The sequence below is a fragment of the Bradyrhizobium sp. 18BD genome (genome assembly GCF_054185225.1).
Genome location: NZ_JAVAYL010000015.1, coordinates 17,196 through 28,635, shown reverse-complemented (window position 1 = coordinate 28,635; position 11,440 = coordinate 17,196). Strand labels below are relative to the sequence as shown.

Genomic DNA, 11,440 nt, shown 5'->3' with positions numbered 1-11,440 from the left:
GGCGAGGGAGTGGACCTTCACCGTAGTGGCGCCGCCTGCATCGATTGCGGCAGCACGTAAGGCACGCCGTCGGCCTGATGGACGACGGCGTCGATCTCAAAAATGTCGCGGATGATCTCGCGCGTGACGATGTCCGCGCGCGGGCCGTCGGCGGCGAGCCGGCCTCTGTTCAGCACGACGAGACGATCGGCAAAGCGGATCGCGAGGTTGAGGTCGTGCAGGATCGCGATCACGGCGGTGCCGCCGGCCGCGCGGCGGCGTGCGGCTTCGACGAGGTCGATCTGGTGGCGCAGGTCGAGGCTCGAGGTCGGTTCGTCCAGCAGCAGAAGTCCCGGCCCATGCTCGGCCTCGCCGCAGGCGAGCTGCACCAGCACGCGGGCGAAATGGGCGCGCTGCTGCTCGCCGCCCGACAGCGTCGGCAATTGCCGTTCGCGGAAATGCGAAAGGCCGACCTCGTCCAGCGCGGCGTCGACGAGCGGGCCGGCGTCGCGCGCGCTGCGATCGCCCGTGCCCATCAGCACGATTTCTTCCACCGTGAACGGGAAGGTGACGTTGATATGCTGGGACAGCATCGCGCGGCGCGCGGCGAGCTCACGCGGCGTGTAGCTGCTGATGTCGCGCCCCTTCAGCCGTACCTCGCCGTCGTTCGGGCGGAGATCGCCGGACAGCAGCCGCAGCAGCGTCGATTTGCCGGCGCCGTTCGGGCCGATGATCGCGACCATCTCGCCGGCCTTGACCGTCAGACCGACGCCATCGAGCAGCGTCGCGCGGCCGGCGCGCTTGCTGAGGGCTTGCGCCTCGATCACGGCGCTCATGGCGAGGCGAGCCCGCGCTGGCGCAGCAGGATGCCGAGGAAGACCGGTGCGCCGACTGCCGCGGTCAGGATGCCGATCGGCATTTCCGCCGGTGCCACGATAGTGCGTGCCAGCGTGTCGGCGCCGACCATCAGGATCGCGCCGAGCAGCACCGAGGCCGGCAGCAGCAGGCGATGCGCCGGTCCGATGACGAGACGCAGCAGATGCGGCACGACGATGCCGACGAAGCCGATGACGCCGCTGATCGATACCGCGACCCCGGTCATGGCGGAGACCATCACGATTGAGATCCGCTTCAGGCGCTCGACATCGACGCCGCCGTGAAAGGCGTCGGCCTCGCCAAGCACCAGGAGATCGAGGCCGCGCGCGATGAAAGCGCACATGGCAAGCCCGATGACGAGGACCGGCGCGAGCACGGCCGCCTTGGTCCAGGTCGCGCCGCTCATCGAGCCCAGCATCCAGAACGTGATGTCGCGGAGCTGGCGGTCGTCGGCGATGAAGACCAGAAGTCCGATGCCGGCATTGGTGATGGCGGTGATGGCGACGCCGGCGAGCAGGAAGATCGCGATCGAGGTGCGCCCGGCGCGGCTGGAGATGCCGTAGAGGATCGCGGTCGTGGCCAGCGATCCCGCGAAGGCCGCGAGCGGCAACAGCTCGGTCTGGAGAAAGCGCAGCGTCTCGCCGAAGCGCGAGTCCGTGAACACGATCGCGCTGGCGGCCGCCAGCGCGCCGCCGCTGGAGACGCCGACCAGCGCGGGGTCGGCGAGCGGATTGCGGAACAGGCCCTGCATGATCGCGCCGGCCGCGGCGAGCAGGCCGCCGACCATCGCGGTCGCCGCGATCCGGGGAATGCGGATCGACCACAGCACGAGCTGGTCGCGCGCCGTCATGGCATCGGCGGTGGCAGTGCTGCCAAAGCCGAGCGCTGCCGGTAAGCGCGAGAAAGGAATTCCGGCCGCGCCGACCGTCAGCGCGATGATCGCGGTGACTGCGAGCACAATGAGGAGCAGGGGGATCGCAACCGACGCAAACCGTCGTCCCGCACCGGCGCGCCGCGGGCTCCGCGCATCGGTCTCGACCGCCACGCTCATTGCCGGCAATTCGCCGCCGACAGAGCCGACGTGAACGCGCCGCCATCGGCCAGCGCCGGATAGAGCTTGACGGAGAGATCGCGCGCCGCCGCCGCCGTGCGCGGTCCGAAGCCGAGCAGATAGAGCCCGTCCATCGTGATGAAGCTCTTGTTGGCGGCGACCGGCGTCAGGGCAAAGCCGGGATGGGCATAGACCGCATCGGCCTGCAGCGAGTCCTTGCCGCGCTCGATCGACAGTACCACGTCGGGTTTCGCCGCCACGATCGCCTCGTCGCCGATGACCTTGTAGCCGTCGTAATCGTCGACGGCATTGGCCGCGCCGGCGAGCTGGATGATCTCGTCGGCCGCGGTCTTGTGGCCGGCGACCATCGCCCGTCCGTTCTGCAGCGACATCACGAACATCACGCGCACCGGCTTCGTCACCCTGGCGCGCAGTGCGCGGAGTTGCTTGAGGTCGGCGCCGACCGCGGTGCTCAGGCATTCGGCGCGCGCATCGACACCCATGGCGTGGCCGACCAGCTTGATCTTCTCGAGCAGGCCGTCCTCGGAGAAGGTCTCGGGCACCAGCACAAGCGGCACCTTCGCCGTCTCCAAGAGGTCCATGGTCTCGCGTGGACCCGATCCCTGGATCGCCAGGATCAGCGTCGGGTTGAGGCCGAGCACGCCCTCGGCCGAGATCTGACGCATGTAGCCGACATTGGGTTTGTCGTGCAGCGCCGCCGCCGGATAAAGGCTGGTGGTGTCGACGCCGACCAGCCGGCTCTCGAGCCCGAGCGCATAGAGGATCTCGGTGATGGCGCCGCCGATCGAGACCGTACGGGCAAAGTCGGCAACGGTGACATCGCGATTGCGGGCGTCATGCACCGTGATGCCGGCGGCGTGCGCGGAAGACGCAAGCGCGATCGTGCCGGAGAGCAGGAGATGTGCGATGGTGCGACAAAATGTCATTGCAGGTTACTTCGTCAGGATCAGCTTATTCTGCGAGGTCAGGCGAAGGCGATAGCTGTCCTCGCCATGCGCGATGATGATCTCGCGCTCGGCCGCAAACAGCTCGCGGCTGTCGATCCGGCTTCCGCGCATGGTGAGAGTTCTCGTTGTCGCAGAAGGGCTTTGTGTCGGCCCCGCCGCGTCGCCGCCGTTGTCTCCCGAGGTTGCTGACATAGTAAGTGTGATGCGCCTTCGAAATTTCAGATGCTGCCTGTTTGTATAGGCGGCATCAGGCGCAATCCAACGGCAGCAATTTACAATTGATATAAACTGCAACCCCAAATCATTGACCGTCAGAGTGTTGCCACGTAACCAATTATGGCAGCGGGCATTAGGTCCGCGACCTGAGACAATCAGCCAGCCAGTCGCCGCTTCGCGCGGCGCACGCCAGCCAGAAGACACCAAAAACAAAGTGAAGTGCAGGCTGGGGCTGATATGGCTGACGGGGCTAGGTATTCGCGCGCCCTGATTTTGGGCGCGTCGGTGGTTTCAATTGCGGCGGTGATGACGGAGAGCGGTCTCGCGCAGACTGCTTCGCCGCAGGCCGAGAATGCGTCCTCGGATCGGCCGAAGCAGGCCAAGCGGAAGCCCGCCAGGCCGCAAGTCGTGCAGCAGGCAACGCCTGCGGCCTTGAATGCCAATGCCCAGGCTGGCAGCGCGGCGCCGGTACAGGTGCTCGATACCATTACTGTTGCCGCCACGAAGACCAAGGAGCGCGCGATCGACGCGCTCGCGCCGGTCAGCTCGATTTCGCTCGAGCAGATCCAGGGGCTTCAGCCCAACCGGCTGTCGGACATCTTCTATGCCGTGCCCGGCGTGTCGTTCCAGGAGCGGGGCGATGATCCCGCGACCGTCATCAACATCCGCGGCTTGCAGGATTTCGGCCGCGTCGCCGTGGTCGTCGACGGCGCACGCCAGAACTACCAGCGCACGGGCCACAACGCCAACGGCTCCTTCTTCCTCGATCCTGAATTGATCGGCGGCGTCGATGTGGTGCGCGGCCCGACCGCCAACATCTATGGCTCGGGCGCGATCGGCGGTCTCGTCTCGTTCCGCACCAAGGACATCAACGACGTGCTGCGTCCCGGCGAGCGCTGGGGCGTCGATCTCTCCGGCTCCTACGGCACCAACAACAATCGCGGTCTCGGCTCGGTGTTCGGCGGCGTACGTGCCACGCCCGACGTCGATATCTTTGGCGGCGCGGTCTACCGCACCCAGGGCAATTACAAGGACGGCAACGGCACCGAGATCGGCAATACCAACAACCAGGTCGAGGCCGGTCTGCTGAAGCTGACCGTCCGCCCCGCCCTCGGTCACGAGGTCAAGTTCGGCGCCACCTTCCAGGACTATCAATACACGATCGGCCAGATGAACACCGGTCCGGTCGCGACCGCGGCCCAGCGCGCGCTCTATCAGGGCTCCTCGGTCTATGCCTCCGATACCAAGAACTACACCGGCACGCTGACCTGGAATTATTCGCTGCCGAGCGACAATCTGTTCGACTCGCACGTGTCGATCTACGGCAATCGCACCGACAACGACCAGACCAAGATCTATCACTATTCGACCTCAGGCGCGGCCTATTGCGGTGCCGGCAATGTCGGCAACAACATCTCGGGCTGCGTCGGTGACAAGCGCGGCTATGGTCTCAATACATTCGGCTTCGACGCGAACAACACCACGCGCTTCAATGTCGGCGACTGGCGCAACGCGGTCACCTACGGCGTCGATGCGTTCCAGGACGATGTGATCACGACCGACAGCCGCGGCAATTCCAACATCACGACGCCGAGCGGCATCCGCACGGTCTCGGGCGGCTTCATGCAGCTGAAGCAGAATTACGGCACGTGGTTCGAGGCCATCAGCGCAATCCGCTACGATCGCTATCACCTGGAATCCGGCAAGACCTATACGGGCGGCGACCGCTTCTCGCCGAAGATCACCCTCGGCGTGACGCCGGTCGCGGGCTTCCAGCCCTATGTCAGCTACGCCGAAGGCTATCGCGCGCCCTCGATCACCGAGACCGTGATCTCCGGCGCGCATGCAACCGGCGGCGGACCGGCCTTCTTCGTCTGTCCGGACGGCACCAGCGGCCTGTTCTGCTTCCTGCCCAACCCGAACCTTCGTCCTGAGGTCGGCAAGAACAAGGAAGTCGGTTTCAACCTGAAATACGACAACATCTTCTCCGCATCGGACTCCTTCCGCGGCAAGATCAACCTGTTCCGCAACGACGTCTCCGACTACATCGACCTCGTGGCCTCGACGCCGGTCCGGACCGGGTTCGGTTCGTTCAGCCAGTTCTACCAGTACCAGAACATCGCCAATGCCCGCATCGAGGGCTTTGAGGCGGAGACGATGTACGATGCCGGTAACTGGTTCGTCGGCCTCGCCGGTCACTACATCAAGGGCAAGAACACCCAGACCAATATCGGCCTGGCGACCATCACCCCGACCAAGGTCGTCACGACCGGCGGCGTCCGCCTGCTCGATCGCACCCTGATCCTGTCGGCGCAGTGGGCTTCGTACGGTCCGAACAACGACGTTCCCGCCGGCTATGTGCCGTCAACCGGCTACGACCTGATCAACATGTACCTGACCTGGAACGCGACCAAGGACATCGTGTTCTCGGCCTCGATCGACAACCTCCTGAACCAGTACTACCGGCCCTACGCCGTTCCCGGCAGCTCGACCGACGGCACCACGCAGAACGACGTGCTGTGGACCAGCCCGGGGCCGGGCAGGGTCTACAAGGCCGGCCTGAAGATTCACTTTGGAGGTGCGTAGCCGAGGGCCTCGCAACACCAGCAATTCCGCCGGGCCGCGCTGATGCTCCAGCGCGGCTTCGGCGCGTTTTCGTCTTGATAACAAGGAGAGACTTTATGTTCATCGCTATGAATCGCTTCCAGGTGAAGCTCGGCTCGGAAACCGCGTTCGAGACCGTCTGGCGCACCCGCGAATCCTATCTCGGCAGCATGGCCGGCTTCGTTGAATTCCATCTGCTCAAGGGGCCCGTCGCCGAAGACCACACGCTGTACTCGTCGCACACGGTCTGGATCGACAAGGCCGCCTTCGAGGCCTGGACGCGCTCGGACGAATTCCGCCGCGCGCATGCGCGCGCCGACAACAAGACCGGCGAGAGCCTCTATCTCGGCCACCCCAAGTTCGAGGGGTTCGAGGTCATCATGACCGAGCGCAAGACCAACGCGGCCGCTTGAGTTTGCGGCCAGCTTGATGAGGAGCCGGACATGCTGAGCACCGATCTCGCCGATCTCAGGGCGTATATGGCCGACAATCCCGGCGCGGTGATCGAGGACGTTGCGCGCGAGCGCAACGTCACGCCGCGCGCGGTGATCGAGGCGCTGCCGTCGTCGATGATGCGCATGGGAGGCGGCGAGCATTTCGCCGCCGCCATGCAGGACATCGCACAATGGGGCGAGGTCACGCTGATCGTGCACACTGGTGACGCGATCTTCGAGTTCACCGGCAGCATTCCCGCAGGCGAGATCGGCCGCGGCTATTTCAACCTGATGCAGCCCAAGGGCCTGCACGGCCATCTCCGTCATGAACGCTGTGCCGGCGTTGCCTTCGTCGAGCGTCCCTTCATGGGCAAGAGCTCGGCCTTCATCGCCTTCGTCAATGCCGACGGCGGCATCATGTTCAAGGTCTTCGTCGGGCGCGACGAGACCCGGGCGCTGCGTGCGGACCAGCTCGAGCGATTTCGGCAGCTTGCGTACCGGATCGCGGCGCAGGCCGCGGCATAACCTCCTTCTGTCTGTCGGGAGATCAGGATGCAGGGCAATTCCAGGCTTCGGCACGTGATCCTAACCATCGTGCTGGCGTTCGCGCCGGCGCCGGCCTTCGCGATCGACGAGGCGGTGTTGCCGCGCAATCTCTCGCCATGGGGCATGTTCCTTGGGGCCGACATCATCGTGAAGACGGTGATGGTCGGGCTCGCCATCGCCTCGCTGGTGACGTGGACGGTGTGGCTCGCCAAGACTATCGAGCTGCGCCGCAAGAGTGCGCTCGCCGTCGCGCGGACGCGCGCGCTCGAAGGCAGGATGAAGCTGGCGGAGGCGGCGGAGCGGACCAGCGAGGCGCATGATGCGGTCGCCCAGCTCATCCAGTCCTGCGCCAAGGAGGCGGAGCTTTCCGGCGGCGTTGTCGATGACGGCCTTCAGGAGCGCATCGCGCTGCGGCTCGAACGGGTCGAGGCGGCGATGTCCCGGCAGATCGCGCGCGGCACTGGCGTGCTCGCGACCATCGGCGCCACCGCGCCGTTCGTCGGTCTGTTCGGCACCGTCTGGGGCATCATGAATTCCTTCATCGGCATCTCCGAGAGCCACACCACCAGCCTTGCGGTGGTCGCCCCCGGCATCGCCGAGGCGCTGCTCGCGACCGCGCTCGGTCTCGTCGCGGCGATTCCGGCGGTGGTGATCTACAACCATCTCGTCCGCGGCATCGCCAATTACCGCGCGCTGCTTGGGGACGCCTCGGCGCAGCTCATGCTGCTGGTCAGCCGCCAGCGCGACAACAGAGAGTTCCGCCTGGCGCGGGCGGCGGAGTAGGCCATGGGCGCGAAGCTTGGTGCACGCGGGGGATCGCCGCTGAGGCGCGGCGACCCCGGCGATCTCGACGTCACCCATGAGATCAACGTCACGCCGTTCATCGACGTGATGCTGGTGCTGCTGATCATCTTCATGGTCGCCGCCCCGCTCGCCACCGTCGACATCGGCGTCGAATTGCCCGCCACGGCCGCCGAGCCGGCGCCGCGCCCGGACAAGCCGACCTTCGTGACGGTGAAGCCCGATCTCACCGTGGCCGTCGGCGAGGACACGATGGCGCGCGATGGCCTCGCCGCCGCGCTCGCAGCGGCAACCAACGGCCGCAAGGACGAGCGTATCTATCTGCGCGCCGACAAGGCCGTGAGCTACGGCGACCTGATGGAGGTGATGAACATCTTGCGCAACGCAGGCTACCTCAAGGTCGCGCTCGTCGGCCTCGACGGACGCAACTGATGGCCGCGAACGCCTTTGCCCTGCACGAGCCGCTTGGCGAACGCGAGACCGCGCGCTGGGGCGTATCGGGCGCGGTGATCGTGGCGCTGCATATTGGCGCCGCGGTGCTGGCGATGGGCTGGCTCCGGTCGCAGCCCGAGCAGGGCGTGAGCCTGCCGGCGATCATGGTCGACATGTCGCCGGTGACCTCCGCGCCGCAGCCGACGATGGACAACGTCGCGCCGGGACCGCTGATGCAGGAGGCCGATGCCTCGTCGCCGGAGCCGGTGCAGCAGCAGGCCGTCGAGGAGACCATCGCGCCGACCCCGCCGCAGGAGAAACCGGACGTGGTCGCGCCGCCGGATCAGAAGCTCGAGCCGACACCGGCCAAGCCCGAGCCGGCGAAGATCGTGCCGGTCGAAAAGCCTGCACCGGAGAAGCCGAAGGTGGTTCGCCGGGAAGCGAAAAGGCCATCGGATGCAACACCTGCGCCGCGGACCAGCGCGCCGCCGCGCGCCGAGCGCGAGGCACCAATGGCCTCCGCCGTGAGTGCCGGTGCCGTGGCTTCGGCGATCGCGTCCTACAATCAACGGGTTCGCGCACATCTGATGCGCTTCCACTCGTATCCATCCGGTGGCAACGGTCAGCGGGGCGTCGCAAGGCTCAGCTTCACCGTCAGCCGCAGCGGGCAGGTGACATCGAGCCGTCTCGGCGGCTCGTCCGGCATCGCCGTCTTCGACGCCCAGGCCATGTCGATGGTCCGCCAGGCCTCGCCGTTTCCGCCGATCCCGGACGAGATCAAGAACGGCTCGATGAGCTTTTCGATACCGGTGGAATTTACGGTGAGGTAGGGGCTGTCGCCGCGCGCTCACCGGGCGTACGGGAACGGAGTCCTATCGTCGTCATTGCGAGCGCAGCGAAGCAATCCAGACTGTCTCCGCGGAAAGATTCTGGATTGCTTCGCTGCGCTCGCAATGACGGAGTCTGAAGCGCTGCTGTCGGTTCAAACTCTCTCTCCCCGTAAGAACGGGGAGAGAGAGGAGGGAGCTCACTTCGCCTTCAGGAAGTCGGCGACTTCGAGCAGCATGAACTCGTCGTCGTCGGCCTTGTTGGGATCGCGGCTGGACGAGAACGGCAGGTTGTTGTCGTTGCCGACGATGATGTGGGTGTCGTCGACGCGATCGACGTTCTCGATGGTGAAGAACGGGAAGGTGTAGACGCCGTCGTTGAGCGGCTTGCGCGCCTTCTTGTCGGGGTCCTGGACCTTCAAGAGGTCGATATAGCCGATCTTGCGCACGGGCTTGCCGACATTGGCGTCGGTCAGCTCGATCTTGTAGATGCGCTTGAACTTGGCGACGTCAGGGAAGCAGTTCTCGCCGCGGGTGCCTTGCGGGCAGGCCTTGTCGGCGGTGCCTTCGCCGTTGTCGCGCTCGATGATGAGGCCGCTCGACGGGTCGATCATGTTGAAGTCGCCGATGGCGTTGCCGTTCTGCTCGAACACATATTGCCAGTAGCGGCCGGTGAACTTCTCCGCGGCGACGTCGAATTCGAGGATGCGGGAGGCTTCCTTGCCGTCGACCTTCTCCCAGTCCTTTTTGTCGGCGTCCCACAGCGGCCCTTCGAGCAGGCCGTAGAGGAACTTGCCGTCCTTCGAGGACGCGAAGCCCTCAAAGCCCTTGGAGCGGCGCAAATTGACGTTGGTGTAGGTCGCGCCCGGCGCACCCGGCGTCGCCACCGCCCAATGGTCGGGCGAGCGCACCGGCTTGCCGTCAGCAACGGTCTCGAACACGCCGAGGATCTTGCCGGTCTTGTCGGCCTTCAGGATATAGGGGCCGAACTCGTCGCCGATCCAGAAGGTGTCGCCGATGATCTGGAAACCCTCGGTGTCGAAATCGGAGCCGGTGAGGTAACGCTTCTGCGTGTCCTCATGGACGATGCGGAACGGCACCTTCTTGTCGGGGTCGTGCAGGAAGATGGTCTCCTGGCGCTCGATCTTGCCGCTCGCCCAATCCATCTTGTAGCGGTTGAGATACAGCATCGAGTCCGGCGAGTTGGCGCGCGCGCCCATGCCGTTGTCGGTGATCACCCAGTAGCTGCCGTCGGCCATGTGCTTGATGCCGGAATGGCCCTGGAGCGGCTGGCCCTTGAACGGCAGCGACACGCCGGTCGCGCGCTCATAGGATTTGCCCATCACGGTGCCGAGCGCGTCGACGCGCTTGCCGGTGGTGTATTTGCCGGAGGTCTTGAGATCGGCGGGCGCATCGGCCGGCGCGTCGATGAAGGTCGCAGCCGGCATCACCACGTGACCGGCGAGCTTGGCCGGGAATTCGCCTTCGCCCTGCGCGAGCGCGGTACTCGCGGTGAGAATGATCGTTGCGACGGTGCTGAGAAAAGTCGCGCGCATGTGCGTCTCCTGTTAGCGGACGACGCCTTATGCGGACGGCGTATTGCAGTTTTGTGAAGCCGGGCGAAAGGCCGCAGGGCCCGGTTACTCCCTTACCGCGCGGGCAATTAGCAGCGCATCGCACGCGCTGCGGCTGGCTTCACACGCCTTGATAGACCAGCTTGGTGAAGAAGCCGGGATCGATGACGAACTGTCCCCATTTCGCGTCGAATGCGGCCGTGGGCTTGGCGGCAACAGTCTCGTCACGCGACTTTCCCTGTTTCTTGAGATTGCCGACATTGTCCCTGATCGCGACCAGCATGTCGCGGAATGCCTGCAGCTCGGCCTTGTTGCTGACCGGCTTGCCGTGACCGGGGATGATGATGGTGTCGTCCCTGGCCACCGCTAGATTGGCGTCTGACGCGGCGATCATGCCGTTGATGCCGCCGCCGGTCGAATAGTCGATGAACGGATAGATGCCGTTCCAGTAGGTGTCGCCGACATGCAGGATATTGGCCTCGGTGAACATAACCGAAATGTCGCCGTCGGTATGCGCCGGCCCGTAATATTTCAGCGCGATCGATGCGCCGTTGACCTTGAGATGATGGTCCTTGGCAAAGACCTGGGCCGGGACGGCGCTGGCGGGCAGAGCGAGGAAATTGTAGTCCCAGTCCTCGACCCGCTGAACGGTAGAGAGGTGCTTACGGGTGTTTTCGTGGGCGAGGATCTTTGCGCCTGCCGCATGCAGCCATTCATTGCCGTCGGCATGGTCGAAGTGCCAATGCGTATTGATCAGATGCGCGACCGGCTCCTTGCCGAGTTCGGCCAGCGCCTTGCTGAGCTGCGGGCGCGAGACGCCGATGCCGGCATCGACCAGAAGCTTGCCGTCAGGCCCGGTGAGAACGGCAATGTTGCCGCCGGATCCTTCGAGCACGCTGATATTGTTGCGCAGCTTGTAGGTCGTGATGGGCGAGGTCGCCGCGCTGTCCTTGATCAGGCTGACGAGGCCGCGCGCCTCGGCGAAGGCCTGTCGCGGCGTGAGCCAACCCGTTGTGGCCGCAAAGGCGCCGCCGACGCAGCACAAACAAAAGCCCCGCCGGGACAATGAGGGGAGTTTTGGCGATGCCATGCGATGCTCGCTTTCTTGGGTGCTTATTGGCGGCGCCAACGA

The 11,440-nt window shown here is 65.3% G+C and carries 12 protein-coding genes; 6 read left to right on the top strand and 6 right to left on the bottom strand.

All coding sequences use genetic code 11. The annotated features are described in order from the left end of the window. Positions 1 to 17: 17 nt before the first annotated feature. From RAD16_RS25400 to RAD16_RS25385, 4 genes are read right to left on the bottom strand one after another with little or no spacing between them, the layout of a single operon-like run. Positions 18 to 815: a heme ABC transporter ATP-binding protein gene (locus RAD16_RS25400; RefSeq protein WP_458160581.1), complete on the bottom strand. Its 798-nt coding sequence runs from the start codon at positions 813 to 815 to the stop codon at positions 18 to 20. Further along, positions 812 to 1,906, bottom strand: a complete 1,095-nt coding sequence (locus RAD16_RS25395; RefSeq protein WP_458160580.1) for a FecCD family ABC transporter permease — start codon at positions 1,904 to 1,906, stop codon at positions 812 to 814. The genes RAD16_RS25400 and RAD16_RS25395 overlap by 4 nt, the downstream gene beginning before the upstream one ends. After that, positions 1,903 to 2,853: a heme/hemin ABC transporter substrate-binding protein gene (locus RAD16_RS25390; protein ID WP_458160579.1), complete on the bottom strand. Its 951-nt coding sequence runs from the start codon at positions 2,851 to 2,853 to the stop codon at positions 1,903 to 1,905. Before RAD16_RS25390 ends, RAD16_RS25395 begins: the two co-directional genes overlap by 4 nt. 6 nt (positions 2,854 to 2,859) lie before the next feature. After that, positions 2,860 to 3,066 (bottom strand): hemin uptake protein HemP, encoded by a 207-nt coding sequence (locus RAD16_RS25385; protein ID WP_458160578.1) that lies wholly within the window; start codon positions 3,064 to 3,066, stop codon positions 2,860 to 2,862. A 261-nt stretch (positions 3,067 to 3,327) separates the two neighbouring features. Between RAD16_RS25385 and RAD16_RS25380 the strand changes: the two genes are divergently transcribed. The 6 genes from RAD16_RS25380 to RAD16_RS25355 all read left to right on the top strand — a co-directional run bounded on the left by RAD16_RS25380 (position 3,328) and on the right by RAD16_RS25355 (position 8,737). After that, a complete protein-coding gene (locus tag RAD16_RS25380) occupies positions 3,328 to 5,676 on the top strand; it encodes a TonB-dependent hemoglobin/transferrin/lactoferrin family receptor (protein ID WP_458160577.1) in 2,349 nt (782 codons plus the stop codon). 95 nt (positions 5,677 to 5,771) lie between these two features. Beyond that, positions 5,772 to 6,107 (top strand): antibiotic biosynthesis monooxygenase family protein, encoded by a 336-nt coding sequence (locus tag RAD16_RS25375; protein ID WP_458160576.1) that lies wholly within the window; start codon positions 5,772 to 5,774, stop codon positions 6,105 to 6,107. Positions 6,108 to 6,137: 30 nt separating this feature from the next. Next, on the top strand, positions 6,138 to 6,653 hold the full coding sequence (hutX, locus tag RAD16_RS25370; protein ID WP_458160575.1) for a heme utilization cystosolic carrier protein HutX: 516 nt from the start codon (positions 6,138 to 6,140) through the stop codon (positions 6,651 to 6,653). 27 nt (positions 6,654 to 6,680) lie between these two features. After that, complete coding sequence (gene exbB, locus RAD16_RS25365; RefSeq protein ID WP_458160574.1) at positions 6,681 to 7,457, top strand: tonB-system energizer ExbB; 777 nt, start codon at positions 6,681 to 6,683, stop codon at positions 7,455 to 7,457. Positions 7,458 to 7,460: 3 nt separating this feature from the next. Next, positions 7,461 to 7,907 (top strand): TonB system transport protein ExbD, encoded by a 447-nt coding sequence (gene exbD, locus RAD16_RS25360; protein ID WP_458160573.1) that lies wholly within the window; start codon positions 7,461 to 7,463, stop codon positions 7,905 to 7,907. Further along, positions 7,907 to 8,737, top strand: a complete 831-nt coding sequence (locus RAD16_RS25355) for a TonB family protein (protein WP_458160572.1) — start codon at positions 7,907 to 7,909, stop codon at positions 8,735 to 8,737. The genes exbD and RAD16_RS25355 overlap by 1 nt, the downstream gene beginning before the upstream one ends. A gap of 197 nt (positions 8,738 to 8,934) precedes the next feature. Here the strand turns inward: RAD16_RS25355 and RAD16_RS25350 are convergent, their stop codons facing one another. Together RAD16_RS25350 and RAD16_RS25345 are read right to left on the bottom strand one after the other, a co-directional pair. After that, positions 8,935 to 10,290 (bottom strand): esterase-like activity of phytase family protein, encoded by a 1,356-nt coding sequence (locus RAD16_RS25350; protein WP_458160571.1) that lies wholly within the window; start codon positions 10,288 to 10,290, stop codon positions 8,935 to 8,937. 139 nt (positions 10,291 to 10,429) lie between these two features. Continuing rightward, a complete protein-coding gene (locus RAD16_RS25345) occupies positions 10,430 to 11,398 on the bottom strand; it encodes an MBL fold metallo-hydrolase (protein WP_458160570.1) in 969 nt (322 codons plus the stop codon). Between the last annotated feature and the right edge of the window lie 42 nt (positions 11,399 to 11,440).

Excerpts from the sequence above, each read along its gene's own strand:
- RAD16_RS25385 (WP_458160578.1), bottom strand. The coding sequence starts at position 3,066 with ATGTCAGCAACCTCGGGAGACAACGGCGGCGACGCGGCGGGGCCGACA.
- exbB (WP_458160574.1), top strand. The coding sequence starts at position 6,681 with ATGCAGGGCAATTCCAGGCTTCGGCACGTGATCCTAACCATCGTGCTG.
- RAD16_RS25375 (WP_458160576.1), top strand. The coding sequence starts at position 5,772 with ATGTTCATCGCTATGAATCGCTTCCAGGTGAAGCTCGGCTCGGAAACC.
- hutX (WP_458160575.1), top strand. The coding sequence starts at position 6,138 with ATGCTGAGCACCGATCTCGCCGATCTCAGGGCGTATATGGCCGACAAT.
- RAD16_RS25345 (WP_458160570.1), bottom strand. The coding sequence starts at position 11,398 with ATGGCATCGCCAAAACTCCCCTCATTGTCCCGGCGGGGCTTTTGTTTG.
- RAD16_RS25400 (WP_458160581.1), bottom strand. The coding sequence starts at position 815 with ATGAGCGCCGTGATCGAGGCGCAAGCCCTCAGCAAGCGCGCCGGCCGC.
- RAD16_RS25355 (WP_458160572.1), top strand. The coding sequence starts at position 7,907 with ATGGCCGCGAACGCCTTTGCCCTGCACGAGCCGCTTGGCGAACGCGAG.
- RAD16_RS25380 (WP_458160577.1), top strand. The coding sequence starts at position 3,328 with ATGGCTGACGGGGCTAGGTATTCGCGCGCCCTGATTTTGGGCGCGTCG.
- RAD16_RS25350 (WP_458160571.1), bottom strand. The coding sequence starts at position 10,290 with ATGCGCGCGACTTTTCTCAGCACCGTCGCAACGATCATTCTCACCGCG.
- exbD (WP_458160573.1), top strand. The coding sequence starts at position 7,461 with ATGGGCGCGAAGCTTGGTGCACGCGGGGGATCGCCGCTGAGGCGCGGC.
- RAD16_RS25395 (WP_458160580.1), bottom strand. The coding sequence starts at position 1,906 with ATGAGCGTGGCGGTCGAGACCGATGCGCGGAGCCCGCGGCGCGCCGGT.
- RAD16_RS25390 (WP_458160579.1), bottom strand. The coding sequence starts at position 2,853 with ATGACATTTTGTCGCACCATCGCACATCTCCTGCTCTCCGGCACGATC.